The sequence below is a fragment of the Hyphobacterium lacteum genome, assembly GCF_036330345.1.
In the GTDB taxonomy this organism is placed as follows: Bacteria; Pseudomonadota; Alphaproteobacteria; order Caulobacterales; family Maricaulaceae; genus Hyphobacterium; species Hyphobacterium lacteum.
Map to the genome: position 1 here is coordinate 1 of NZ_JAZDRP010000008.1, position 24,618 is coordinate 24,618.

At 60.0% G+C, this 24,618-nt stretch carries 23 protein-coding genes and 2 tRNA genes; 16 read left to right on the forward strand and 9 right to left on the reverse strand.

Going from position 1 to position 24,618, the window contains the following annotated elements; genetic code table 11:
• Positions 1-425, forward strand: a 425-nt coding sequence (locus V0U79_RS11545; protein WP_330199668.1) for a hypothetical protein, incomplete at its 5' end; no start/stop codon positions are given.
• Positions 426-504: 79 nt separating this feature from the next.
• Here V0U79_RS11545 and aroC read toward each other — a convergent pair.
• Both aroC and V0U79_RS11555 read right to left on the reverse strand, forming a co-directional pair.
• Complete coding sequence (gene aroC, locus V0U79_RS11550; protein WP_330199669.1) at positions 505-1,593, reverse strand: chorismate synthase; 1,089 nt, start codon at positions 1,591-1,593, stop codon at positions 505-507.
• A gap of 49 nt (positions 1,594-1,642) precedes the next feature.
• On the reverse strand, positions 1,643-2,140 hold the full coding sequence (locus V0U79_RS11555) for a hypothetical protein (protein ID WP_330199670.1): 498 nt from the start codon (positions 2,138-2,140) through the stop codon (positions 1,643-1,645).
• Positions 2,141-2,221: 81 nt separating this feature from the next.
• Between V0U79_RS11555 and pdxH the strand changes: the two genes are divergently transcribed.
• Positions 2,222-2,887, forward strand: coding sequence for a pyridoxamine 5'-phosphate oxidase (pdxH, locus tag V0U79_RS11560; RefSeq protein ID WP_330199671.1), 666 nt, complete (start codon positions 2,222-2,224; stop codon positions 2,885-2,887).
• On the opposite strand, the gene V0U79_RS11565 is transcribed toward pdxH, so the two are convergent.
• On the reverse strand, positions 2,878-3,804 hold the full coding sequence (locus tag V0U79_RS11565) for an ATP-grasp domain-containing protein (protein ID WP_330199672.1): 927 nt from the start codon (positions 3,802-3,804) through the stop codon (positions 2,878-2,880). The two genes, pdxH and V0U79_RS11565, sit on opposite strands and share 10 nt — an antisense overlap.
• A gap of 324 nt (positions 3,805-4,128) precedes the next feature.
• On the opposite strand from V0U79_RS11565, the gene V0U79_RS11570 reads away from it, so the two are divergent.
• Both V0U79_RS11570 and V0U79_RS11575 read left to right on the forward strand, forming a co-directional pair.
• Positions 4,129-5,061, forward strand: a complete 933-nt coding sequence (locus tag V0U79_RS11570) for an ABC transporter permease (protein WP_330199673.1) — start codon at positions 4,129-4,131, stop codon at positions 5,059-5,061.
• Positions 5,058-5,963 carry an ABC transporter permease gene (locus V0U79_RS11575; RefSeq protein ID WP_330199674.1) on the forward strand — a complete coding sequence of 302 codons (906 nt, stop codon included), beginning with the start codon at positions 5,058-5,060 and terminating at the stop codon, positions 5,961-5,963. Before V0U79_RS11570 ends, V0U79_RS11575 begins: the two co-directional genes overlap by 4 nt.
• Here V0U79_RS11575 and V0U79_RS11580 read toward each other — a convergent pair whose 3' ends face one another.
• Both V0U79_RS11580 and V0U79_RS11585 read right to left on the reverse strand, forming a co-directional pair.
• Positions 5,964-6,776, reverse strand: coding sequence for a hypothetical protein (locus V0U79_RS11580; protein WP_330199675.1), 813 nt, complete (start codon positions 6,774-6,776; stop codon positions 5,964-5,966).
• 36 nt (positions 6,777-6,812) lie between these two features.
• Positions 6,813-7,463: a hypothetical protein gene (locus tag V0U79_RS11585; protein ID WP_330199676.1), complete on the reverse strand. Its 651-nt coding sequence runs from the start codon at positions 7,461-7,463 to the stop codon at positions 6,813-6,815.
• Positions 7,464-7,594: 131 nt separating this feature from the next.
• On the opposite strand from V0U79_RS11585, the gene V0U79_RS11590 reads away from it, so the two are divergent.
• Together V0U79_RS11590 and V0U79_RS11595 are read left to right on the forward strand one after the other, a co-directional pair.
• Positions 7,595-9,244, forward strand: a complete 1,650-nt coding sequence (locus V0U79_RS11590) for a peptide ABC transporter substrate-binding protein (RefSeq protein ID WP_330199677.1) — start codon at positions 7,595-7,597, stop codon at positions 9,242-9,244.
• A 70-nt stretch (positions 9,245-9,314) separates the two neighbouring features.
• Complete coding sequence (locus tag V0U79_RS11595; RefSeq protein WP_330199678.1) at positions 9,315-10,499, forward strand: DUF3667 domain-containing protein; 1,185 nt, start codon at positions 9,315-9,317, stop codon at positions 10,497-10,499.
• Between the two features lies 1 nt (position 10,500).
• Here V0U79_RS11595 and sppA read toward each other — a convergent pair whose 3' ends face one another.
• Positions 10,501-12,282, reverse strand: a complete 1,782-nt coding sequence (gene sppA, locus V0U79_RS11600) for a signal peptide peptidase SppA (protein WP_330199679.1) — start codon at positions 12,280-12,282, stop codon at positions 10,501-10,503.
• Between the two features lie 145 nt (positions 12,283-12,427).
• Positions 12,428-12,504: transfer RNA gene (locus tag V0U79_RS11605), tRNA-Pro, on the reverse strand.
• Between the two features lie 121 nt (positions 12,505-12,625).
• Here V0U79_RS11605 and V0U79_RS11610 point away from each other — a divergent pair.
• From V0U79_RS11610 to V0U79_RS11650, 9 genes are all read left to right on the forward strand, one after another.
• Positions 12,626-12,700 (forward strand) — tRNA-Gln (locus tag V0U79_RS11610).
• A 509-nt stretch (positions 12,701-13,209) separates the two neighbouring features.
• Positions 13,210-13,980 (forward strand): DUF3450 domain-containing protein, encoded by a 771-nt coding sequence (locus V0U79_RS11615; protein WP_330199680.1) that lies wholly within the window; start codon positions 13,210-13,212, stop codon positions 13,978-13,980.
• Positions 13,981-14,004: 24 nt separating this feature from the next.
• Positions 14,005-15,408: a MotA/TolQ/ExbB proton channel family protein gene (locus V0U79_RS11620; RefSeq protein WP_330199681.1), complete on the forward strand. Its 1,404-nt coding sequence runs from the start codon at positions 14,005-14,007 to the stop codon at positions 15,406-15,408.
• Between the two features lie 14 nt (positions 15,409-15,422).
• A complete protein-coding gene (locus V0U79_RS11625; protein WP_330199682.1) occupies positions 15,423-15,944 on the forward strand; it encodes a MotA/TolQ/ExbB proton channel family protein in 522 nt (173 codons plus the stop codon).
• Between the two features lie 5 nt (positions 15,945-15,949).
• Entirely contained in the window at positions 15,950-16,363 is a 414-nt protein-coding gene (locus V0U79_RS11630) for an ExbD/TolR family protein (RefSeq protein WP_330199683.1), read from the forward strand.
• A 14-nt stretch (positions 16,364-16,377) separates the two neighbouring features.
• Positions 16,378-16,782, forward strand: coding sequence for an ExbD/TolR family protein (locus tag V0U79_RS11635; protein ID WP_330199684.1), 405 nt, complete (start codon positions 16,378-16,380; stop codon positions 16,780-16,782).
• 9 nt (positions 16,783-16,791) lie between these two features.
• A complete protein-coding gene (locus tag V0U79_RS11640) occupies positions 16,792-17,409 on the forward strand; it encodes an energy transducer TonB (protein ID WP_330199685.1) in 618 nt (205 codons plus the stop codon).
• A gap of 99 nt (positions 17,410-17,508) precedes the next feature.
• Positions 17,509-18,966 carry a tetratricopeptide repeat protein gene (locus tag V0U79_RS11645; RefSeq protein ID WP_330199686.1) on the forward strand — a complete coding sequence of 486 codons (1,458 nt, stop codon included), beginning with the start codon at positions 17,509-17,511 and terminating at the stop codon, positions 18,964-18,966.
• Between the two features lie 152 nt (positions 18,967-19,118).
• Positions 19,119-19,727, forward strand: coding sequence for an energy transducer TonB (locus V0U79_RS11650; RefSeq protein ID WP_330199687.1), 609 nt, complete (start codon positions 19,119-19,121; stop codon positions 19,725-19,727).
• A gap of 42 nt (positions 19,728-19,769) precedes the next feature.
• Here V0U79_RS11650 and V0U79_RS11655 read toward each other — a convergent pair whose 3' ends face one another.
• Together V0U79_RS11655 and V0U79_RS11660 are read right to left on the reverse strand one after the other, a co-directional pair.
• Entirely contained in the window at positions 19,770-22,019 is a 2,250-nt protein-coding gene (locus V0U79_RS11655; RefSeq protein ID WP_330199688.1) for a S9 family peptidase, read from the reverse strand.
• Between the two features lie 71 nt (positions 22,020-22,090).
• Entirely contained in the window at positions 22,091-23,329 is a 1,239-nt protein-coding gene (locus tag V0U79_RS11660; protein WP_330199689.1) for an MFS transporter, read from the reverse strand.
• A 125-nt stretch (positions 23,330-23,454) separates the two neighbouring features.
• On the opposite strand from V0U79_RS11660, the gene V0U79_RS11665 reads away from it, so the two are divergent.
• A complete protein-coding gene (locus V0U79_RS11665; protein WP_330199690.1) occupies positions 23,455-24,552 on the forward strand; it encodes a DUF2336 domain-containing protein in 1,098 nt (365 codons plus the stop codon).
• Positions 24,553-24,618: the final 66 nt, after the last annotated feature.

The following is a 24,618-nucleotide window of genomic DNA, read 5'->3' on the forward strand; positions in this document are numbered from 1 at the left end:
CCCCGTCCGTCGCCACCGCCACGGCCTTCATGACGGCTGAAACCACCGCTTTCATTGGGAAGCGTACCGACCGTCCGGCGTCCTCCTCCGCTGGCGCCGCCACCGCCGCCGCGGCCTCCACGACCGCCGCGGGCACCTTCGCCGCCGCCTCTGCGGCCGCCTCGGGCTCCGTCGCCACCGCCGCCGCCCCTGCGGCCACCGCGCGCGCCATCGCCACGGCCGCCACGACGACCGTCATTCTGGGCAAGGGTCATTTCACCGGGGGATTGGAGGCTGGCGCCGAGCAACTGGTTCTCAGCCTGCTGGACGGCCGCCTGTGCTTCTGGCGCTTCAACTGTGGCGATCACCGCGACAGCGAGACTGGAGACTGCAACAAGGCAGGAAGTCTTGAAATTGAGCATGGATTGCTTCTCCTCTCGGAATAGCCGCGTAGAGCGACCCATTGCAAGAAGGTTAACGAAGCCGGAATGACGCTAACATGAACACTTGGTTCAGGTAGGCGGATCAGCCGATTTGGCCGCGATGCCGTAAATACTGGTCCGCAAGAATGATGGCCGCCATCGCCTCGGCAACCGGAACAGCCCGGATACCGACACAGGGATCATGCCGCCCGCGCGTTTCGATCGTGGTCTCGTTGAAATCACGATCCAGGGTCTGCCGTTCGATCCGGATGGAGGAGGTGGGCTTGATTGCCACGCGTATGACGAGGTCCTGACCGGTCGAAATGCCCCCCAGGACACCGCCGTTGTGATTGGAGAGAAAAACCGGCCCGTCTTCGCCAGCCCGCATCTGGTCAGCAGCGTCCTCACCGCGCATGGCAGCTGCGGCGAAACCGGCACCGATCTCGACTCCCTTGGCAGCCGGGATCGACATCATGGCTGCGGCCAGTTCCGCATCCAGCTTGCCATAGACCGGCTCTCCCCAGCCTGCAGGAATGCCGGAGACGTTCAATTCGACAATTGCACCGGTCGAGGATCCATCGCGCCTCAACGCGTCCAGCAATTCCTCCCATTCGCCAACGACATCCGGATCCGGTGAGAAGAAAGGGTTTTCGCCAATGGCAGAACTGTCCCAGTTGGCCCGGTTGATGGCCTTGTCGCCGATCTGGATCAGTGCTCCCTCGATATGGACCGTCTCGCCGAGAATTTGCCGGGCGACAGCACCAGCGGCCACGCGTGCCGCCGTCTCGCGGGCGGACGAGCGACCGCCTCCGCGATAATCCCGCAGCCCGTATTTCGCATCATACGTATAGTCGGCATGGCCCGGCCGCCATTTGTCGCGAATGGCATCATAATCCTTCGAGCGGGCATCGATGTTTTCGATCTGCAAGGCGATGGGCGCGCCTGTGGTCACGGGACCGCCAGTGCGGTCATCCTCGAATACTCCGGACAGGATTTTCACCTGATCGGTTTCCTGGCGCGGCGAGACATGGCGGCTGGAGCCGGGGCGGCGTTTGTCCAGCCATGGCTGGATTATGGCTTCCGATAGCGGCAAGGTTGGCGGGCAGCCATCAATGACAGCGCCGAGTGCGGGACCATGACTTTCGCCCCAGGTCGTGACCCTGAACAGTTTTCCGAATGTATTGTGTGACATGCACCTGCCGCCTGCTTTTCCTGCAAACTAGAACAGCGCCGCTATCGCGTCACGCCGCGGAGTGCGCCTTGCGCAGCCATCCGGCAAAGCGGGCCGCCGGTTCGCGGGTGGCGAATTCATCGACAAATGCGCTGAGCCCGCCACGGGGCGTTTCTTTCGCGGATGCCGGATTCGTTTGGGCGACGGCAATCACGGCCTTGAAGGATGGATCGCCAATCGCCGGAACGATGTCGCCATTCTGGCTTCCGGCAGCGATCCGGAAGACCCCGCTGCGGCCCTTGTATTCAGCCGACCGTGTTACGCCGTTTGCGGCGGCTTCTGCGTCCAGCGAAATCTCAAAGACCACGGGTGCGCTATTTTCCAGATGCCGGATCGCGCGGATGCATTCGGCCAGTTCAAGCAAGGTTTTTTCGCTGGCGGGCGTATGATCGGGATGAAGAGCTCTGGCCCTGTGCCGGAAGGCGGCCTTGGCGTCTGCCAGGCTTGAGCGGCCATCAAGGCCAAGCCGCGCCAGAGCGGCCTGAGTATCCGGGCTGTCATCCCACATGAAGTGAAACCTAATGTGAGGAAGGTTCCCGATTGGTTGACGGGGGCAAACCCTCTATATGGCGGGGTGAGGAGCCAAGACATGAGCCGGAAGACCAGCGATATACCCGCATCCCCGAGCGCGGAAGACTATCAGGCGGCGGCTGATGCCAATGCCGCCGAGATTTTTGACCGCGAAGACCCCTACAAACTGTTTGCGGACTGGTTTGCCGATGCAAAGGCCAGGGAGATCAATGATCCCAATGCGATGGCGCTTGCGACCGCAGACCCGTCCGGTCTGCCCGACGTCCGCATGGTGTTGTTGAAAGATTTCGATAGCAGCGGCTTTGTTTTCTACACGAACCTGGAAAGCGCCAAGGGTCGACAGCTTGCGGCCAATCCGCAGGCCGCGATCTGTTTTCACTGGAAAACGCTGCGGCGTCAGGTTCGGGTGAGGGGGTCGATCGAGCCGGTGTCCCGGCAGGACGCGGATGAGTACTTCGCCAGCCGCGCCCGCGATAGCCGGATCGGTGCCTGGGCGTCAAAGCAGTCACATCCGCTGGAAAGCCGGTTCGCACTGGAAAAGGCTGTGGCAAGAGAAGCGGCGCGCTTCGGGATTGGCGAAGTGCCACGGCCGGACTTCTGGTCAGGCTTCCGCCTTTCGCCTATGCATTTCGAGTTCTGGCGCGACCGGCCGTTCCGGCTGCATGACCGGCTGGTGTTTGATCAGGAAGGCGCGGGCTGGACGAAGAGCCGTCTTTATCCCTGAACCCGGCTTTCGACGAATGCTTTCAGGGCGTGGCCCACCCGCTTGGTCGCTTTCAGCTTGTCTTTCAGCGGCAGGGCGATCGGCGGATCGATATTGGTTTTGTTGACGTCAACAACATAGATCCGCCCGTCATTGCGGTCGCGAAGGACGTCCAGAGCGCCCCATTCCAGGCCCATGCGGGCGGCAAATTCGATCAGCAGATCCATTTCCTGCTGCGAAAAGGCCTCGCTGGTCTCGACCAGATTGACCTCACAATTGATATTGGTGAACCGCTTGCCGATCTGGCGCTTCTTGATGAAGAGCAGCGGCATTTCGCGCCCGACGATGACACAGCGATAGTCAGCGACCTGTTCCTCGCGGCAGCGATTATCAATCAGGCGCTGATAGGCGCGGTCGGCGAGCGGCTCGAACGGAGCCTGGCGAACCTGACCGTCATGGGCGCCATTAACCTCGGATTTTTCCACGACCGGACCCACAAATTTCAGCGGATCGACGCCGATGGAGTAGCCGAATGTTTCCTCGAATATGCGGGCGACATGGGTCTTGGTAACGTCGCAGCAGGCGAAATTCATGTGCGCCCTGGTATCCGGCAATACGGGCAGCGCAGAGACTGTCTGATCTTCAAAATAGATGGTGAGGTCCGCTTTCGCTTCATCGCGGACGATACGCCCGCCAATGGCATGGGTGCAGGCCCAGATGAAATACCACGGACGCGGGCGTTCCGGCGTGAAGGCGATCCTGGGACCTTTCCGGCGCATCGATAGGACGCGCCAGACTTCCATACATACATAGAAGATCAGCCAGTTGAGGCAGACGGCAATAAACTTCCGGCGCAGGGGCAATTTGTGGCCGGTGCTCTTAATCGAGACCACCCCGTCGCGGTATGCCCAGTCTGACCACCAGAAGGCGCTGTTCATGCCTGACTTCCATCACCTTCGCCCGATACCGGGCACACCGGATTGTGATTAACGGCCCGAGGCTTGCGTGGGAAGCCCCGAAACAGGACGGGCTGTATCATGCCGGCATGGATAAATACCATTAATTTTATATCAGCGAGACTTCGCCGTGCTGTGTTTGTTTTGCTGCTTCTTGCTTTCTTTCAGGCAATTCCGGGCTATTTTGTGGCCTCCGGAGCGGAGGCGGGCCTGCAGCCAAATGGCCTCACACTGCGCCGGGCTATTGATTGACTTACCAGTGCACCGCATGAACGGTGGGTCAAAGCCAGCAGGGTTAGTGCGTAAATGCTCGGATACATCGCCCGGCGATTACTGATCGCCATACCCACAATACTGGTCATTATCACCGTCGCATTCTTCATGATGCGGGCGGCTCCGGGTGGTCCGTTCGATCTTGAACGTCCCATGCCGGAAGAAGTTCGCCAGAACATTCTCGAGCATTTCGGCATGGACCGGCCGCTGCACGAGCAATACCTGTCCTATTTGGGCGATCTGGCGCAGGCTGATCTCGGCCCGTCACTGCGTTTCCGCGACAAGACGGTGTCAGATATCATTGTCGAAGGTTTCCCCGTCAGTGCCACGATTGGCGCATTGTCGATTTTGCTGGCTCTTTTCGTAGGTTCGATACTCGGTTCACTGGCGGCGCTCAGGCAAAACAAGGCGACGGATTTTGCCGTTATGGGCTTTGCCATGGGGGGGATAACAATCCCGCCCTTTGTCATGGGGCCAATACTCGCCCTGGTTTTCGGGCTCTATCTGGGTTGGCTGCCCATGGGCGGTCTAGATCCGCGCCTCGGTATGACACCGGAACGACTGGTTCTGCCGGTTGTGACACTGGCCCTGCCACAAATCGCGATTGTCTCGCGCCTCATGCGGGCCAGCATGATCGAAGTGCTGCGTTCGAACTATATCCGGACGGCGCGCGCCAAGGGCCTGTCGGGCCCTGCGGTCTTGTTCCGGCACGCCCTGCGCGCGGCGATCCTGCCGCTGGTCAGCTATATCGGTCCGGCTTCGGCGGCTCTGGTGACCGGATCCATCGTGATCGAGCAGGTTTTCCAGCTTCCCGGCATCGGGCGGCAATTCGTGATGGCTGCCCTGCAACGTGACTACACGGTCGTCATGGGCGTCGTCATACTCTACGCATCGCTGATTATTCTTCTCAATCTGCTGGCCGATCTTCTCTATGCGGCGCTGAATCCAAGGGTGAAGTTCGAGTGAACACCACAATCGGATCCGAACAGAACGCTGAAGCGATCGAGACCGCCGCCATTGAAGGCCGGTCGCTTTGGGATGACGCAGTCGCCCGCCTGTTCCGCAACAAGGCAGCGGTTGGCAGCATGATCGTTCTGGGCCTGCTGGTCCTGATTGCGATTGTGGGGCCTTTCGTCTGGCCGCACAGTCACGAGACCATTTATCGTGACCGCGTCTGGCTGGAGCCGACGCTGGAGAATTGGCACATTTTCGGAACCGACGCTCAGGGTCGCGACCTGTTTGCGCGAACTCTGATCGGTCTCGGTGTGTCGCTGATGGTCGGCGTTGTGGCCTCGATGGTGTCGCTGGTCATTGGCGTGTTCTGGGGAGCGACAGCGGGCTTCATCGGCGGGCGTGTCGACCAGGTGATGATGCGGATTGTCGATGTTCTCTATTCGCTTCCCTTCATCTTCTTTGTGATCATCCTGATGGTAGTTTTCGGTCGCAATATCATCCTGATTTTTGTCGCCATCGGCGCCGTTGAATGGCTAACCATGGCGCGGATTGTTCGCGGACAGACCATCGCCATCAAGAATATGGAATTCGTGGAAGCAGCGCGGGCGGCCGGTGTGTCTCAACTGTCGACGATCCGCCGGCATATCATTCCGAACGTGCTGGGGCCGGTGATTGTCTATGTGACTCTGACCATTCCGGTCGTGATCCTCGCAGAGAGTTTCCTCAGCTTCCTGGGGCTTGGCGTGCAGGAACCGCTGACCTCGCTGGGCCGGCTCATCGCCTATGGCGCGGCGGACATGCAGGAGGCGCCTTGGACGCTGTTCATCCCGGCTGCCACGATGATGCTGACGCTTTTCTGCTTCAACTTTATCGGCGATGGCGTCCGCGACGCCATCGACCCGAAAGACCGTTGATCAGCGCTCCCGCTGCACCCGCAGGGCGCGGCCTTCACCATTGATCTGCAGGAAGTAGCTGCCCCAGGACGCGCGGCGGATTTCGGCGAAATTGTTGGCATCTTCGTCGTAACGGAAACGCTCCGTTCCAGACTGCACCCAGACCTGACCGTTGGTCATGTAGAAACGGTGGCGGCCATAGGCGATTTCACGGATCCGCTCGATTTCCATGACGATACGTTCCACGCCGCCTTCATTGTTGCGTTCGACGACCTGAACGCCATTGATCGCCTGAGAAGAGGTGGTCTGCGCGGCGGGTGAGGGCTCTGTTGATTCGCGGCGGCCACCGAAGCCGGGGATGCGCGAGATCAGGCTGCGGCGTTCTTCTTCGGCTTCGTCCCGCACCGGCTCGGCCGTATTGGCCGCAACATTGGTTTCGGCGTCCCGACGGGCGGGTTCGGCTGGTGTGGCCGGTTGCAGGGCGGGAGCCGGTTCGTTTGCTGCGAGGCGCTCGGGTGTCGTGGACGGGTCCAGCGGGTCCGGGCTGTTGCCGCGGCCGCTGAACATGGAAAGGCTGATACTCGGCATGCTCGGCAGATCGAAACCGAAAGCATCGCGCTCGACGGCTTCGATATCGTCCCGATAGATACCAACAAGACCATTGTCCCGCTCGGCGGCGAGCTGCACGGCAGCCGCGTCGAAACAGGCCAGGCGGGCTGCCTGATCGGCGATTTGCTGGCAAACCAGAATATCGTCAATCGGATCCGACGTCTGTCCGAAGGCGCCCGTTGTGGCGGAGACAAAGATGGCCGAAGCCAGAAGGGTCTTTTTCATGTCGCTTTCCTCTGGAAACGCGGGAGACAGGATGGGTTATTGCTCGCGGCGGACCCGGAACCAGCGGCCCCGGTCATTCAGCTGCATCATGTGAGAGCCGAGCGCGGCGCTGCGAACGGCCACCGACATCTCCGTGAAGGGCTGACGCCGCGAATAAAGAACGCGGGTGTCATCAATCTGCCGCCAGACCTGTCCGTTCTGCAGCGTAATGATCATCCGGTCATAGGCGTCCCGTTCGATATTCTGGACCGGGAGACCGGATATGCGCGTAATGGCGCCATCATCATCACGCTCGACGCGGCGGGTCGGTGCCGTCGTCTGGTCATTGCCCGAAGAGGTCCCTGGCGCTGCCGTGTCCGCGGCGTCAGCGAGATCGTCTGACTCACCACCCGAGAATGAAGGCAGGCCAACGGACGGCAGGCGCGGAAGGCTGAACTGCGGAATGTTCAGCCCGTAGGTGGCTTCCTCCGCAGCTTCGATCTCGGCGCGTTCCACGGCAATGATTTCGCCGGAATTCTCGGACGCGTAAAGCTGATCGACGGCCGCATCGAGACAAGCCAGACGCTGGGCGTCATCGGTGATCGCCCGGCACTGGAAAAGCGGTGACAGAGGGGAGGCATCATCCTGGGCCAGAGCCGGCAGGGAGACGGATGCTGAAAAGAAGATGGCCAGTAATCGTGTGTTCATGGTTAACTTGCTATCGACGTTTGTGTTTCGCAGACTATGCGTGAGCGTCATGGCGCTGTCGACCATATGACGCAATATCAGGTGCAGAGTTACAGATTGACCGATCGGGAACGGAGAGGGTCCTGACCATGATGAATAAATCCAGATTCCAGACCATGCTGCTGCTGGCAGCTTCGACCTTGACGCTTGCGGCTTGCGGTGGAGGCGATAATTCAGCCGACGTCGTTGTGCTGCACCGCGGCAATAGCGCTGAGCCATTGACGCTCGATCCCCACAAGGCCAGCGGAACCTGGGAGAACAATATCATCGGTGACATGTTCATCGGTCTCTTCACAGATGACGTTGAGGGCGCGCCGATCCCCGGCATGGCAGAAAGCTGGGATGTCAGTGAAGACGGTCTGACCTGGACGTTCACTTTGCGTGACGACGCTGTCTGGTCCGATGGTGTGCCGGTGACGGCTGGTGATTTTGAATACGCCTTCCAGCGCATTTTGAATCCGGCCACGCTGGCTCAGTACGCTTCGCTGCTCTATCCGATCGAGAATGCAGAGGCGGTCAATTCCGGTGCCATGCCGCCGGACGCTGTTGGTGTCGAGGCGCTAGACGACCGGACGCTTGAAATCCGTCTGGAATTTCCGGCCCCGTATCTTCCGGGACTTCTGACGCACTACACGACCTTCCCGGTGCCGCGGCATGTCGTTGAACAGTATGGCGATCAATGGATCCAGCCGCAGAATATCCAGGTGAATGGTCCCTATCGGCTGGTACAATGGTCGACCAATAATTTCGTTCATGTCGAGCGGAATGAAACCTTCTATGACAACGAAAATGTCTGCATCGACGAGGTCTTCTACTATCCGACCGTTGATGCCGCAGCCGGTGTGCGCCGGGTGCAGAATGGCGAGCTCGACCTGAACAATGAATTCCCGGGGCAGCATATCGATCGCCTGCGCCGCGATATGGGCGAGTATGTTCGTGTGCATCCGTTCATGGGCACGGTCTATTTCTCGCTGAACAATGACTTCGAGCCGTTTGCCGATCCGCGCGTCCGCAATGCGCTGGGCATGGCCATCAATCGTGAATTCCTGGCTGAGGAAATCTATCGTGACGGCCGCGCCGCAGCCTATTCGCTCGTCCCGCCGGGCGTCGTGAATTATGCTGGGGGTGTTTCGGCCGAATGGGCTGAATGGCCGATGGAACAGCGCCGCGAGCGCGCGCGGGAATTGTTGATGGAAGCCGGTTACGGACCGGACAATCCGCTGGAGTTCGAATACACACACCGTTCCACCGGTGACAATCCGCGGATCGCTCCCGTTGTTCAGCAGGACTGGGAAAGCATCGCTGACTGGGTGAATGTCGACATCATCCAGATCGAAACCCAGATTCACTATGAAAATCTGCGGTCTGCCGATTACGAAATCGGTGATGGCGGCTGGATCGCTGACTATAACGATCCGTATAATTTCCTTTTCCTGGCAGAGACGCGATCGATTCCGATGAATTATTCGCGTTACCGCAATCCGGAGTTCGACAATTTTGTCTCCCGGGCCAACCAGGAACTGGATATGGAAGTCCGCGCCAGCATGCTGGCAGACGCCGAGCAGATGATGATTGACGACATGCCACTGGTGCCGATCGTCTTCTATGTGAACCGCGCGGTGGTCAGTCCTGAAGTGACCGGATGGGAAGACAACATCGTCCACATTCACCGGACCCGCTTCATGTGCTTTGCCGATATGGACGGCGAAGCGGGCAGTGCGGACGAGACCTCTTCAAACTAAACCTTTCTGAATAAGGCTTTGCGGCCCTCCTCCCTGCGCGTAATGTGCGCGCAAGGGGGAGGGCTTTTTCATGTCGGATCCGATTTCTGATGGAATCGTAGCGGACTCGATAGCTGCGGAAGCGCGCGAAGCCGGAAGGCAGTCGCGTTCCCGTTTCGCGCGAGAGGCTGATGGCACTTGCAGCAATTGCGGAACGCCGCTGAAAGGCCGCGTCTGTCACAGCTGCGGCCAGGATGCAGACAGTTTTCATCGTCCGATCTGGAGTCTTTTCTGGGAGGTTCTGGACGGGATGCTGTCGATTGATGGCAAGCTTTGGCGGACTCTGCCCAAGCTGATGTTCCAGCCTGGCCGGTTGACCCGGCATTATCTGAGCGGTGTCAGGGCGCGTTACGTTCAACCTTTCAGGCTGTTTCTGGTGGCCAGCGTGATTTTTATCGCGGTGTTCTGGCGGGGATTCGGCGACGGAACCGACGTCCGCAGTGCCCAGCCGATCGAACTGGACCAGGACACAATCGAAGCACTGGACGAGCTGGAAAGCCGTCTTGAGGAGTCAAACCCGGCAGTTGCAGCGGAATTGGCCGAAATACAGGAACAGGCCGCCGGCGCGGACGGCGCGCTAAATCAGGCCAATGAGGCATTACGCTCGCCTGAAGCGCTGGCAATGCGGCGCGAAGCCGCGATACGCGAAATGCGGCGTTATCTGGTGCCCGAGGAGTTTGATGCATCCCCGACCGGGCCGGAGGGCGAGGATGTCAGTGATCTGGTCGAGGTTCCAGGGCTCGGGCGTGTCCAGCTAAGCGGGTTCTCCGAAATGCCTTATTCGCTGCGGCTGGTGCTGGCCAACCAGCTGGAAGTGATTATCCGCGATCCCAGCCGCTGGTTCGATGCCATGCAGGAGTCGATGACATATCTGTTCATCATCCTGTTGCCTGTCCATGCCCTGATTCTGGCATTCGGACAGATCTGGCGGCGCGGATTCTATTTCTACGACCATCTGGTCGTGTCGCTACATTTCCACGCCTTCATCCTGTTGCTGCTCATCATACTTAATCTGCTGGGGCCGCTCCTGAATGAGTGGGCGATCCTGATCTTCCTGTTATGGAGCAATTTCTATGTCTACAGGATGCACAGGATTGTTTACGAGCATGGCCGTATCATGTCCGTCCTGCGGACCCTGTCACTGGATTTCACCTACGCCATTGTGCTCGTCATCGGCATGCTGGGCCTGATGATCGTGGGTGTGTTTACCGCCTGATCTAGCGTGGCTGGACAGCTGGCGAGCGCAATTCCTGACCGGAGCTGTTCGCCTGCCGCGCTTCCATGAGCGCCTGGAATTCCGGTGTGTTCATCAGCGCATTCAGCTGGGCGAGGGATTGTGCGCCTTCGGCGCTGACCCCGAACAATTCCTGGAAGGCCTCGAACGGTGTCCGCTCGCGCGGGAAACGTTGGAGATGCACGGTCCGGTTTTCTTCGATACCCGCCAGCCGGCGGGCTGCAGCGACCGCGTCCATGAAGCCGCCCACCTCATCGACCAGGCCCAGCTCCAGAGCCTGTTGGCCGGTCCAAACGCGGCCGCGCGCGATTTCCGACACACGTTCCGCGGACAGATCACGGCCCTCGGCGACGCGCTGCGTGAAATCGTCATAGATTTCGCTGAGCCCGGCCTCAATGGCCTCGCGTTGTTCCGGGGTCCAGTTCTCATTGGCCGAATAGGCGCCGGCAAACTCACCGCCAACCGATACCTGCTCGAAATTGACGCCGAGCAAGCCGAATGCGCCACCCAGATTGATCTTGCCGCCAAAGACACCGATCGAGCCTGTAATTGTCGAGGCGTTGGCCACGATGTGATCGGCGGGCGCGGCGATGTAATAACCGCCCGAAGCGGCGGCCGATCCCATGCTCACGACCACGGGCAATCCATTGCCCTGAGCCCGCCGGATGGCGTCCCAGACCTGGTCGGACGCAATGGATGAACCGCCAGGCGAATCGACGCGGACGATAATGGCTTCGACACCCGGCGTGGCGGCAGCATGGCTGATCGCCTCGGCCATGGCATCGCCGCCAATCATCGGATCGCCGCCAAAAGGTGAAGCCAGCGCATCGCCAGTAACGATGGAGCCCTGGCCCTCGATCAACGCGATGCGGGGGCCGTTCTGGTCGAGCACGCCACTGAAACGGTAGTCCTCGATATCGGCAATAGTCGCGCCGCCGCCAGCGCGGCCGATGGCGGCCTGCCGGGCAGCCGCAACATGGCCGAGCTGGTCAACCAGACCGGATTCGAGCGCATCCTCGGCGCTGTAGGGGGAGGCCTCGATCAGCGTGCGCATATTGTCGGCATCAATCGTCCGGCCCGCCGCAGCATTGGCGATGGCGGTATCGTAGATGGAGTTGAAATAGGACAGGGTGGCTTCGAGGTGCTCCGGTGTGAAACCGTTTTCCGTATAGGTGTTGGGCGCGTTCTTGTATTCGAGGAACTGGATGAAATCGGCATCGATTTCGAAGCGCTCGAGAGCATCACCGAAGAAACCGACTTCGCCAGCCAGGCCGGCCGTCGCGAAGCTGGCTGTATCCTGCAGCCAGATCTCGTCAGCGCTGGCCACCGCCAGATAGGTCGTCACAGAGGTAGAATTGAACCCCTGCGAGTGAACAATGACGGGGCGGCCTGATTCGCGGAAAGAGGCGATGGCGCGGTTGATTTCCTCGGCCTGTGCCGGGGCCATGCCGAATTCATTGGCGCGAATGAAAAGGCCAGCCACACGCGGATCATTTTCGGCCCGGTCCAGCAGGCGCACCAGATCGACAATCGAGGCTGGTTCGGCGAACGCGAAAGGTGAACGGGACGGTTGGTCGAGCCGGGGTTCGCGGAGATCGACCTCGAGAACCAGCCGGCCTTGCGGCAGTCCGGCGGACTGCTCGGCATCTGCGCTCATGGCGCTGAACATCGCACCAATCCCCATGATCACAAGAATAAGCGTGAGGAAGGATCCGATAATCACACCGATGATCGATCCGAAAAGCGTAACGAAAAACTGTTTCATGGGACTGTCCCGATTTGCACACACTAAAGGTTACAATGCGCATATTGTGCCGGAGATGGCGAGGGAAAGTCAGCGCGATTGTCCCGCCGCGACGCATATCGGCAACAGGTGTCGGCATTGATGGGGTGGATGAGGCGGTAGTGAATGGTCGGAGTAGCAAGATTCGAACTTGCGACCCCCGCCTCCCGAAGACGGTGCTCTACCAGGCTGAGCTATACTCCGACCGGAGCGCGGGCTTATATACACATCGACAGCCGGATTCAATCACTACAGCATCAGCCCGTTGCATCATCTGCAGTGAGCCGCTATCTAGCGCCTCCGCTGAGCCGAACAGGCCGTCTGCTGGGGCGTCGCCAAGTGGTAAGGCATCGGTTTTTGGTACCGACATTCCCAGGTTCGAATCCTGGCGCCCCAGCCAATCCTTCCGAGACAAGAATCAACACCCCGTTCACCCGGGTTCCGCGCGTGTTTGAAAGCGCGTGACTGCGCTCCAACTGCAACAATTTTTTGTGAACGGCCGTTTTGCCTGCCCACATGCGGCTCTTCCGCTTAGAGCATTCGCGCTTTGCGGCTTGTAATTACGGCGCTTTCCCCTCTGAGGCGAGAATTAGGCATAAAACTGCTATTCGCACCGCATTCGGGTGGGCTCGGTCTATTGATTGAGTCGCGCCAGTTCGGTAGCGTCTCGCATTAAGAAGGCGTAATTCGCCAAACGAGACGGAAGGCCAACTTCCGCAGAGCGAAGGGGAAGGGGTCAAGACAAGTTTCTTCCCACTTCTATATGGAATCTGCAGGTTCGGGCCGGCGTGCATGCCGTCCGGCCTCAGAACAAGCAGGGGCGAGACCGGTGCGGGGGCACCGGCAAAGCACAAACAGTCAGTCAGGCGTGGCGGTTCAAGACCCGCGCCGTTCAATGTGAGGCGAGACATGGCGAACTTGAATAAGTGGCTTCGCACTTCAGTCGCAGCAGCGGTGCTTTCCGTTGGCGTGGCCGGTGTTGCGGATGCGCAAATCCAGACAGCGCTGAATACAGGCGCACAATCCACCCAGGATGGCGCGAGCACGCAACGGCAGATCGATCAGCTCGATGATGATGCCACCAACGCAGAACTCGAATATCGCGCTCTTCTGCAGCAGATCGAAAGCCAGCGGCTCTATGTCGCTCAGCAAGAGGTTTTCGTTCAGTCGCAGCAGAACGAGATCGACTCCCTTCAGCTCCAGATCGACAGCGTTGGCAATATTCAGCGCGACCTGATCCCGATGCTGCGCGAGATGGTCGATAATCTTCGCGAATTCATCGAGCTGGACCTTCCCTTCCAGCAGGAAGACCGTCTGGCGGAAATCGAAGAGCTCTATGAGCTCATCGACGATCCGGAAGTCTCCGCGGCTGAAAAGTACCGCGTCATTCTGAACCGCTATGAGATCGAAGCCTCTTATGGCCGCGGCATGCGGGTGTTCTCGGAAGAGACGATCGAGAACGAACAGCCGGTCACCTATGATTATCTGCAGATCGGCCGTGTGGCTCTGATCCGCGAAAATCCGGATGAAAGCCTGTCCATGCTGTATCGTGGTGCCGACGACTGGGTCTCGCTGCCGGGCAGCTATACGAGCGAAGTGCAACGCGCTTTCCGTATCGCCCGCGAAGTGACGACGCCGGAAGTGTTCACCGTTCCGCTGCCTGGTTCGGCAGATCAGTAAATCGGCCCTGACGGAGTAATTGCGATGAAAATCAATCTCAAATCCATTGCCGCAGCGGTCGTTATCGGAACGGCTATTGCAGGCAGCGCGCTGGCCCAATCGGCGCCGGCGTCCAGCATTAACGAGCTTCTTGGCCGTCTGCGTTCGGACGTGCGTGAAGCATCTGCAGAAAACCAGCAACGCCTTCAGGAGTTCCGGTCGGAACGCAACCGGCAGACCTCTCTGCTGGCCGGCGCCCGCCAGACCCTGGCAGGCCTGGAGCGTCAGGCTGACAGCCTGGAAGAACAGTTCAACGCCAACCAGGTTCGCATTGACGAGCTGGCGGAAGAGCTCCGCCAGGCGCAGGGTGAATTCGGTGAGCTTTTCGGTGTCGCCCGCCAGACGGCCGGCGAATTCGGATCGCTGATCGAAGGCTCTCTGGCCAGCGCCCAGCATCCGGGCCGTGCAGACGCCCTGCTGGAACTGTCCAACAGCCGCGTTCTTCCGACCCGTGCGGAGCTGGATGAAATCTGGCGCGGTATTACCGCAGAGATGATCTATCAGGCCGACATTGCTGCCTTTGACGGCACGGTGGCTGACCTGTCCTGCTCGGGCGACTACTCGGTGGTCCGCGTGGGTGTGTTCGTGTCCTACGCTGTTTGCGGTGGCACGGCGACCTATGCCCGCTGGGCGATCCCGGATGGCCAGATCGGTGGCGGCAGCTATTCGCTGGCGGCACTGGGCTCGCAACCGCCGGGACCGCTGCGTGCGGCTGCTGTCGCTCTGTACAATGCAGAGCCGGGCGAAATCGTTTCCGGTCCGGTTGATCCGTCCTCGGGTCAGCTGCTGCTGGTTTATCGCGAAATCCCGGATCTTCAGCAACGGATCGAACAAGGTGGTCTGGTTGGTCGTATCATTCTCGGCCTGCTGGCTGTCTCGGTGGCATTCGGCCTGTTCCGTCTGCTGATGCTGATCCTCGAATCGATGGCTGTTGCCGGTCAGAAACGCCGCTCTACGCCGTCCCGGGGCAACTCCCTCGGCCGCGTGATGCTGGCCTATGAATCGGTCAAGGATCACAATGAGGAAGTCATCGAGCTGAAGCTGGATGAAGCCATCCTCCGGGAAACGCCGAAGCTGGAATTCGGTCTGAACTTCCTGAAGCTGGCGGCTGGTATTGCTCCGCTGCTGGGTCTCCTCGGTACGGTGACCGGCATGATCAAGACCTTCACCCAGATCACGATCTTCGGTACCGGTGACCCGCGCACCATGGCAGGCGGTATTTCGGAAGCCCTGATCACCACGGTGCTGGGCCTTATTTCCGCCATCCCGCTGTTGTTCCTTCATAGCTTCGCTGCCAGCTATTCGCGCGGCGTACAGCAAACGCTGGAAGAGCAGGCAGCTGGTATCGTGGCGCGTCACGCTGAAGAACGTGCCGGCGGCGCTAGCTAAAGGAGGTCCTTCCCATGGATTTCCAGGGAGCCTTAACACCACTGAACGAATTCCTTGATCGGGGCGGGCCTGTCCTGCTCCTGATCATGGCTCTGACGTTCGTCATGTGGGCCTTTATCCTCGAGCGCCTTGCCTATTTCTTCATCGCCCAGGCGGGTGATGCGAAACGGGCGCTCAAGGAATGGTCTGCACGCTCGGATCACACGTCGTGGACGGCCCACGCCATTCGCGACCAGCTGATCTCGGAAGCCCGTCAGAAGGCCGAGCATAATGTGGAACTGGTCAAGACACTTGTCGCGGTCGCTCCACTGTTCGGTCTGCTGGGCACGGTGACCGGCATGGTATCGGTGTTCGACGTGATGGCGGTTGCCGGATCGTCCGATGCCAGGGCAATGTCCGCGGGTGTGTCCCGCGCGACCATTCCCACCATGGCCGGCATGGTGGCTGCGTTGTCGGGTCTCATCTTCTCCAACCAGATCGAGCGGTTGTCCAAACACCGGATCAACAAGCTCGCTGATCAACTCGAGCTGGAGTAGGAGCGATGAGGAAACGCAGGCAAAGAGGAGGCGATCAGGCCGAAGTGAACATGACGCCGATGCTCGACATCGTGTTCATCCTCCTGATCTTCTTCATCGTCACGGCCACCTTCCTTCAGGAAGAGGGCTTCGACATGACGCCGCCACCGCCGAATGATGAGCCGCAGAATACCGAGCCGAACCCGGTGATCCTGGTCCAGATTGATGCGGAAAACCGCGTCTTTGTGAACCAGCGGTCTACCAGTGAGGATCGCGTTCTTGCTGCTGTGCAACGGATCCGCGCGGAAGCGCCCCAGAGTGCAGTGCTCATCGAGCCGAATGACGAAGCCCTTCACGGCACTGTGTCGACCATCTGGGACGACATGCGCGTCAACGGCATTCCGGTATCCATTCAGCGGGCGACCGCTGAAGACAGCTAGGACGGGAGAGTAACATGGCTCGACGTGGGAGCCGGGTACAAGTCGAAGAAGAAGATGTAGAACTGAACATGACGCCCATGCTGGACGTCGTCTTCATCCTGCTCATCTTCTTCATCGTGACCGCTGTATTCGTGAAAGAGCCCGGTGTGGAAGTCGTCCGTCCGGATATCGCGCTGCTCGATGACGAGAAGCCGACCATTCTGGTGGCTGTGACGGACACGGACGAGATCTGGATCAATCGCGATCCCTACGAGATCACGCAAGTCCGCCGGGTGCTGGAGCAGCTGCTGGCGGAAAATCCGCGGGCAGAGGCGATGATCCAGGGCGATGAAGGCGCACCGATCGGTACGGTGCTGGATGTCCAGGAAATGTTGATGGAACTCGAGGTTCCGGTGACGATTTCCGGACGGAACAACTAGGAGGCGGAAATGGGAAGCATTGTTCGACTTTTCATTGGCATTCCGGTTGCCATCATCATTACCTTCGGCCTGTTCATGCTGATGCGTACTCTGATCAGCGTTGATGAGGTCGAGTTCGAAGAAGCCGGCGAGGATCTTACCTTCGACATCACTCAGGAAGTCGAGGAGCTCAACGCCCGGACCCGCGACACGTCGATCGACGACGTGCAGCAGGTTGATCCGCCGCCCCCTCCGCCGCAAGTGGAGCGCCAGGCGGCCGACCTCCCGTCGGAAAGCCTGTCGACGATCGTCGGCAACATTCCGGAGTTCGACACGCCGGAACTGAATTCAGGTAATGTCAGCTTCAACGTGTCCGACCGTGATGCACAGCCGCTGGTCCGCATTCCGCCGCAATATCCGGTTCGCGCTGCAGAGCGCGGTACGGAAGGCTATTGCGACATGACCTTCAACGTGTCGCCGGATGGTACACCGGTGGACATCCAGGCTACCTATTGCACCAGCAGCCTGTTCGAGCGGTCTTCCGTTCGTGCGGTCGAGCGGTGGCGTTACAGCCAACGGATCGTGGACGGGGTGCCGCAAATGCGCCGGGGCGTGGTGACACGTATCGAGTATGAACTGGCCGACTAGTGGCCTTCGCTAGCGGTGGTGCCTCAGGGCACCACTTGGCTGGGACAAAACAGAGGTGAGACGATGCTAAGCCGTCTTTTGATTTTGGCAGTATCTTCCATGGTCGCTCTGGCCGTGGCCGTACCGGATGCCGACGCACAGCGCCGGAACCGGAACGACGACGAGCAGGCCAGTAACGCTGAAAACCGCACCATGTCGGCAGCGATCGGTGAACCGATCCTCGCCGCGCAGGCCTGCCTCGACGAGGAAAACTATACCTGCGTGCTGAATACGCTGACGCCGCTGCTCGGCCGCGAGATCAACTCGTATGAGCGGTTCATTATCCTGCGGATGCGCGGCGTGGCTTATTACAGCCAGGACAACATCCCGGCGGCGATCCGCGACTTCGAAGGTGCGATCAATACCGGTGCCGGCCTTCTCGACGAGAATACCGCACTGCGGACCAATGTCGGTCAGCTCTATATCATTACCGAGCGCTACACGGAGGGCATCAACTCCCTCGAGCAGGCCTTGCGTGAAGGCGCGGACCTGACGGCTGGCCTGTCCATGCTGCTGGCCCAGGCCTATGCCCAGGCGGATCGCTACAGTGGCGGCCTGCGCTATGCGGAATCCCAGTACAACATGGCGAGCCCGCGCGAACGCCGGAACTATGACATGCTGCTGCTCTATTATCAGCAGCTGGAGCGCGTGCCGGATCAGCTTCGTCTGATCTCCGACATGGTCGAGCGCTGGCCCGGAGACCGGAATATCTGGACGTCGCTGGTGGCGCTGATGGCTCGCACCAATAATGAGTCGGGTGCGTTCGAAGCCAACAAGCTGATGTATCTGAACGGCATGCTGACCGATGAGCGCGAGCTTGTCCGTCTGGCCCAGTACTACAGCTATTTCGAATACCCCTATCGGGGCGCAGTCATCCTCGAGCGCGAGATGAATGCCGGCCGCGTTTCGCGGACCAACGAGAATCTCGAAATCCTCGCCAATATGTGGCGCCAGGCCCGCGAGTATGAGCGTGCCATTCCGGTGCTGCAGGCTGTGGCTGCGCAGGGTGATGGCGAAGATTATCTGCGCCTCGCCGAAGCGCTCTACAATGAAAACCGTCTGGCCGAAGCCGAGAATGCGTTCGAGACGTCGATCAACCGTGGCGGCCTGTCGCGTCCGGGTGATGCCATCGCGCTCCTGGGCAATGTCCGCTATGAGCTGGACAACCGCCAGGGCGCTCTCGCCGCTTTCCGTCAGTGCACCGGCTATTCTTACAGCCGCCGCACCTGCACGGGCTGGATCTCCTTCATTACGAACGAGATCAATGCCGAAACGCAACGCGCCGAGCTGCGGGTTCGTGTGGACACCGAGGAATGCCGCAACACGGTTCGTGAAGCGATCAACCTCGTGACCATTACCGGTAGCGAAGACGATTTCGACGAAGAAGGCCGGGCGATCATCAACGTTCCGGAACGCTGTCAGAACTATTTCGACCAGTATGGCGACCAGATTGGTGGCTACGGGTTTGAACAGGCGGCAGCCGAAACCGAAGAGGACAGCGAGTCCGACGCCGGATAAGCATCGCCTCGATCTGAACAGAGAACCCCGGTCCTTGTGACCGGGGTTTTTTCTTGCCTTGAAGAATCCCGATCCCGGCACACCTTCGCCCAATTCTTACGAAACAGTCATGTTCGGGGAAGAGGGGGGCGCTTTTGGAAGGGGAGCGCCTTATGCAGCGCCTGTTACGCACCACGATGAGCCTGCCTCTGGCCGGGCTGATCACTATATCGCTGGCGGCCTTGATGGCCTATCTGATCAGTGTCGAGGGAGAGTCGGGTCCGGCGATTACAGAGATCCAGTACGAATTGTTTCCACGTGTGGAAGTGATCGGATTGCCGCCGCCCGAAGAAATTGAGCCGGTGGACGCAGTCGATCCTCCGCCGCCGCCACCGGCAATCGAGATTCCGCGATCAGGACCGCCCAATACCGGTATTGATGTGATTATCGGAACCTTGCCGCCGATCGTGGATCCGGGGCTGAACACCGGCAATATGCGGTTTGCCGGGACGGCCAATCCGACACCTATCGTCCGGATACCGCCAATCTATCCGCCACGCCTGCTGGAGCGCGGGATAGAGGGCTATTGCTCGATGATCTTCGATGTCGGCACGGACGGGACGCCGATCAATATCCGCGCCAGCTATTGTTCCAACAACGGGTTCGAGCGCAATTCGATCCGCTCCGTCGAGCGGTGGCGCTATTCGCCAGCCATGGACAATGGCACACCGATCGTTCAGCGCGGTGTGACCACGCAGATCGATTTCGCGATCAGGGAGTGACGAAACCGGGGGCGGCTCATCGGCCGCCCCCGAATTTTCTGTCTATTCCGCGGCGGTCGCCAGTTCGGCAACCTCTTCATCGGCCAGGCCGACCGTCATCAGGGCGAAAGCCCAGTTCTCGGCGGTTTCACGAAGGCTATCGAAGCGGCCGGAAGCTCCGCCATGCCCCGCGCCCATATTGGTGCGCATCAGGGTGAGGCCATTGTCAGACCGCGTCGCGCGCAGGCGGGCCGTCCACTTGGCCGGCTCCCAGTAAGTAACGCGCGGATCTGTCAGTCCGGCCGTGGCCAAGACGTGCGGATAATCAATGACGGCGATGTTGTCGTAGGGACTGTATTCCGCGATCGTGTCATAGGCTTGCGGATCCTCGATCGGATTGCCCCATTCCGGCCATTCCGGCGGGGTGAGCGGCAGGCTCGGATCCGACATGGTGTTGATCACATCAACGAAGGGCACGGCCGCAATCGCTCCGGCAAACAGGTCCGGCTGCATGTTGATAGCGGCGCCGACCAGAAGCCCGCCCGCAGAGCCACCATAGGCAACCATATTGCCGCGAGCGGTGAAGCCCTGTTCGATCAGGGCCTCGCCCGCCGAAATGAAATCGCGGAAAGTGTTGATCTTGTTTTCCAGCTTGCCGTCCAGATACCAGCCATAACCGCGCGCCTGACTGCCGCGGATATGGGCGATGGCGTAGATCATGCCGCGATCCACCAGTGACAGCGGCGTGACGCGGAAGGCGGCCGGAATGGTGATGCCATAGCTGCCATAACCGTACAGCATCAGCGGGGCCGAGCCATCCACCGGTGTGTCGCGGTGATAGAGAATGGTCACCGGGATCATTTCGCCATCATGGGCCGGGGCCATGATACGGCGCACGACATAGTCTTCCGGATTGTGACCGGAGGGAATCTCCTGGCGCTTGCGCAGATCGCGTTCGCGCGTGGCCATATCGTAGTCATAGGTCTCTTCCGGCGTGGATGGCGATTCATAGGAAAAGCGCATCACATCGGTGTTGAACTCGTATCCGGCATCAATCCCCAGCGAGTAGGCCTCTTCCTCAAAGGCGATGGTGTGTTCCTCACCACTTTCCAGATTACGTACGACGATCCGCGGCAGGGCGTTTTCGCGCTCCGAACGGACCATCCAGTTGCGGAAGCCGAGCAGGCCATTGATCAACGTGCCGGGCCGATGCGGGATCACCGCTTCCCAGTTCTCGCGCTGCGGGGCATCGATGGGCGCGCGCATGACCTGGAAATCAACTGCGCCATCCAGATTGGTGAGGATGTAGAAGCCGTCGCCGGTTTCGGTCAGCGAATATTCGACGTCGGTTTCGCGTGCCGCCACCAGAATGGCGTCCGAAGTGGGATTGTCGGCGTCGATCAGGCGAACCTCGCTGGTCGTGTGGCCGGCCGTGCCGATCACGATGTAGGTGTCGCCCTCGGTCTTGCCAACATTGACGAAGAAGCCGTCATCGGCCTCGTCATAGATCAGTTCGCTGGCCGCCGATCCGCGCTCCTGGCGGTAAACACGCTTGGAGCGGCCATTGGCATCGCGCCAGACCCAGAACAGGGTCGAGGAGTCATTCGCCCAGGCAAAGTCGCCGGTGCTCTCATCGGTCAGGACGCCGACATCCTCACCGGTCAGCAAATCGCGGATGCGGATCTCGTAGTATTCCGAGCCACGCGTATCGACGCCATAGGCCAGCCAGCGGTGATCCGGGCTGTGATCGACATTGCCGAAATCGAGATATTCGATGCCTTCGGCTTCCGCATCGCCATCCAGGAGAATCTGCTCGACATCCTCTTCCGGCGTCGTGGGATCCACCGGGCGGCGGGCATAGATCGGATATTGTCCGCCTTCGCGATAGCGCGTGTAGTACTCGAACTCGCCATCGCGTTCGGGAACCGAGCTGTCATCCTCGCGGATACGGCCGCGGATTTCCTGGAAGATGCGTTCCTGCAGCGCCTCGGTCGGCGACATGACGGCTTCATAATAGGCATTCTCTGCTTCCAGATGCGCCCGGATATCGGACTGCAGGACCGACGGGTCGCGCATCACGTCCTGCCAGTTGTCATCTCGCAGCCAGCCGTATTCATCGACGCGGGTACGGCCGAGTTGTTCGATCGTGACGGGGCGTTGCTCGGCAACAGGCGCGCTGATCTGAAGCGCGCGGTCTATCAGGGTCATGCTGGCAGCCTCTGTGTTGGTCGCAGGATCGTTGGCATTGTTTCCGGGCGCACTGCACGCAGCGAGCACCGAGATTGCGGCCAGAACGGTCAGTTTGCGGATCATGGATCATACTCTCGGAAAGCGGGATTCGGACGCACTATTACAAGCCGCGGTACGCTTGGCCATGATGATGATCAGGCCTTGCGGCGCACCGACATAATGGGTGTGAAGATGGCGATCAGGACCAGCACGACGGCCAGCCCGGCCATCGGGATGAGAACGGATTCTCGCGGGCCCAGAGCCGCCACAACAAATCCCATGATCAGCGCGCCCAGGGGCATGCCTCCGAACAGACCCAGCTGATAGACCGACATGATGCGCGCCATCATTTCGCTTGGCGCATTTTCCTGGACGACGGCGCGGCTGAGTGAGATGGCCACGCCAGCGCCAAGCCCCCAGAAGAAGTCCAGTGCGTAAAGCCCCGCCAGCGGGATGGGCAGGGCCAGACCGCCGAGGCTGATCACTGTGACCAGCTGGGCCAGCATGACGGCCAGTCCCGGTCGCTCGATATGGCTCATTTTCGCTAGAAGGGCGTTGGCGATAAAGGCACCGATCCAGAATACGACCAGCAGGCTGGACAGGGTGCCGTAACCGGCGCCGTAAACATCTCTCACCAATACAGGAATGACGACAAAGAAAGCGCCTCCGACGACAAAGAATCCGACCGCGACCATGACCGCCGTCATCGAGGCGATCACGGGAGAACCCAGCACGGTCTTCACCCCGTCGACCAGATCCTGCAGGGCGTGCGTTTCAACGGTCCGCTTGGCCTTCAGCCTAGGCAGTCCGACGGTTGCAATCACACCCAGCAAGAAGCCGCCACCTTGCAGGAAAAGCAGGATGCCAGGCCCGGTCCATCGGGCGAGATAGCCGACGGCCATGCCGGTAATCTGACCCGCGAACTGCACAAGGGACGCAATCACTACCGCTTTTTGCAGGGTCAGAGGCTTACCGGACCGGTTGGCTATGCGGACGACCGCATTGATGGCGGAATCCCGCGCCGGCAGGACAAAGGCACCACAGGACCCCACCGCGAAAGCATAGATGACGAGCAGCCAGTAGGTGAGTGTGCCCGATATCAGGAGCCCGCCGAGAAAGGCGGCCAGAAGAGCTGCCAGTGCGTAGAAAATAATCAGGATGCGCCGCCGCCCGCGGCGCTCGGCCAGAACACCGGCCGCGGGCAGAAAGAACAGCATGGGCGCGGTCAGCGCCATCTGCGCGAGGCCCAAGCGTTCCGGTGATTCTGCCAGCGTGAAATAGACAACGCCAGGAAACAGGGTGGTTTGCAGGCCGAAACCGAAGAACCAGCCTGCGACGATAACGAGATAGGCTGCGAAGGGTGCCGGGTTTTTACGCGCTACGATTTGATTCACACCGCCCCCCGGCGAAATATCCCTATCCACTAGAGCAGCCTTCTGCCGATGTGCAAGGCGGCAAGTCACCGCATACGCTTGCTTAACGCCTCCACAGGCAATTTGTCAGCGAACTGGAACCGGCCATGAATGACGCTGAACCGCTGACATTGACCCAGACCGCAGACGGCACTGGCCGTGCGCGCGAAACGTTGGCCAAGCGTCTCGCCGATATCATCTGTCTGCCGTCCAGCGTGATCGGGCCGCAGGAACGCTGGATCGTTGGCGATCTGCTCTATGAGATACTGCGCAACAGCGATGCACGGATCCGGCGCCGGTGCGCGACCCGGCTGGCCGAAATCAAGGACGCGCCAGCCAATATCGTGAAGCTGCTGGCCGCCGATGATATCGACATCGCCAAACCGTTGCTTGAAAAATCGCAAGCGCTGTCGGACTTTGATCTTATGGAGATCTGCCGGCTCAGCTCTCTGGATCACCGGGTGCTGATTGCCGGGCGCGACAAGGTTTCCGAGACGGTTTCCGCCGCCCTGGCCTCCATCGGCGAGGCCCCGGTCATCATGGCGCTTCTCAAGAACATGAATGCACAGCTGGCGCCACCGACCGTAAATCACATCGTCTCGCTGGCGCAGGATTCGGTGTCCTATATCCCGTCTCTCCTGAAGCGGGTGGAAATGCGGCCGCGTGCAGCCTTGCAGCTCTTCTGGTTCTGCGACCATGACAACCGCAAGCTCATCCTCAGCCGGTTCGCCGTGGGCCGCTCGCTGATGATCGAGGCGGCGGAAGATGTGTTTGCCATGGCAGCCGGGGAGGGGTGGAGCGATCCTCTGGTCAATCGCGCCCTGAAATTTGTCGATCGCCGTCAACGCAATCGCGAGGCAGCAACGCAAAGCGCCTATGGCTCGCTGGAAGGACTGATCGGCTCGATTTCCACTCGCGGTGCGGATATGGCGGCGATCGAGGAGCTGGCTCTGCTGGCCGGGATCAGCGATTCGCTAGCGAACCGGATTTGCCGGGATATGGGCGGCGAACCGGCTGCGATACTCTGCAAGGCAACCGGCGCCGACCGGGAGTTCCTGGTCCAGCTGTGCCAGGGGCTCGGCCTTGATTCCGGCGGGGGGCTGGAGCGCGCCTTGCATGTCTATGACGGCATTCCGGTAGAAAAGGCGCAGACCGTTTTACGCTATTGGGACTGGTCGAAAGTCGCGGAAGCCGACGGCAAATAATCGCTGCCAAATCGTGTGAATGAATCCACCTGAAATGCTGGCCAAGCCGCAGAGGCATGGTTAAAA

What these genes read in the sequence shown, in the direction of transcription:
- aroC (WP_330199669.1), bottom strand. Translation starts at nt 1,593, where the DNA reads ATGTCACACAATACATTCGGAAAACTGTTCAGGGTCACGACCTGGGGC.
- V0U79_RS11555 (WP_330199670.1), bottom strand. Translation starts at nt 2,140, where the DNA reads ATGTGGGATGACAGCCCGGATACTCAGGCCGCTCTGGCGCGGCTTGGC.
- pdxH (WP_330199671.1), top strand. Translation starts at nt 2,222, where the DNA reads ATGAGCCGGAAGACCAGCGATATACCCGCATCCCCGAGCGCGGAAGAC.
- V0U79_RS11565 (WP_330199672.1), bottom strand. Translation starts at nt 3,804, where the DNA reads ATGAACAGCGCCTTCTGGTGGTCAGACTGGGCATACCGCGACGGGGTG.
- V0U79_RS11570 (WP_330199673.1), top strand. Translation starts at nt 4,129, where the DNA reads ATGCTCGGATACATCGCCCGGCGATTACTGATCGCCATACCCACAATA.
- V0U79_RS11580 (WP_330199675.1), bottom strand. Translation starts at nt 6,776, where the DNA reads ATGAAAAAGACCCTTCTGGCTTCGGCCATCTTTGTCTCCGCCACAACG.
- V0U79_RS11585 (WP_330199676.1), bottom strand. Translation starts at nt 7,463, where the DNA reads ATGAACACACGATTACTGGCCATCTTCTTTTCAGCATCCGTCTCCCTG.
- V0U79_RS11590 (WP_330199677.1), top strand. Translation starts at nt 7,595, where the DNA reads ATGAATAAATCCAGATTCCAGACCATGCTGCTGCTGGCAGCTTCGACC.
- V0U79_RS11595 (WP_330199678.1), top strand. Translation starts at nt 9,315, where the DNA reads ATGTCGGATCCGATTTCTGATGGAATCGTAGCGGACTCGATAGCTGCG.
- sppA (WP_330199679.1), bottom strand. Translation starts at nt 12,282, where the DNA reads ATGAAACAGTTTTTCGTTACGCTTTTCGGATCGATCATCGGTGTGATT.
- V0U79_RS11615 (WP_330199680.1), top strand. Translation starts at nt 13,210, where the DNA reads ATGGCGAACTTGAATAAGTGGCTTCGCACTTCAGTCGCAGCAGCGGTG.
- V0U79_RS11620 (WP_330199681.1), top strand. Translation starts at nt 14,005, where the DNA reads ATGAAAATCAATCTCAAATCCATTGCCGCAGCGGTCGTTATCGGAACG.
- V0U79_RS11625 (WP_330199682.1), top strand. Translation starts at nt 15,423, where the DNA reads ATGGATTTCCAGGGAGCCTTAACACCACTGAACGAATTCCTTGATCGG.
- V0U79_RS11630 (WP_330199683.1), top strand. Translation starts at nt 15,950, where the DNA reads ATGAGGAAACGCAGGCAAAGAGGAGGCGATCAGGCCGAAGTGAACATG.
- V0U79_RS11635 (WP_330199684.1), top strand. Translation starts at nt 16,378, where the DNA reads ATGGCTCGACGTGGGAGCCGGGTACAAGTCGAAGAAGAAGATGTAGAA.
- V0U79_RS11640 (WP_330199685.1), top strand. Translation starts at nt 16,792, where the DNA reads ATGGGAAGCATTGTTCGACTTTTCATTGGCATTCCGGTTGCCATCATC.
- V0U79_RS11645 (WP_330199686.1), top strand. Translation starts at nt 17,509, where the DNA reads ATGGTCGCTCTGGCCGTGGCCGTACCGGATGCCGACGCACAGCGCCGG.
- V0U79_RS11650 (WP_330199687.1), top strand. Translation starts at nt 19,119, where the DNA reads ATGCAGCGCCTGTTACGCACCACGATGAGCCTGCCTCTGGCCGGGCTG.
- V0U79_RS11655 (WP_330199688.1), bottom strand. Translation starts at nt 22,019, where the DNA reads ATGATCCGCAAACTGACCGTTCTGGCCGCAATCTCGGTGCTCGCTGCG.
- V0U79_RS11665 (WP_330199690.1), top strand. Translation starts at nt 23,455, where the DNA reads ATGAATGACGCTGAACCGCTGACATTGACCCAGACCGCAGACGGCACT.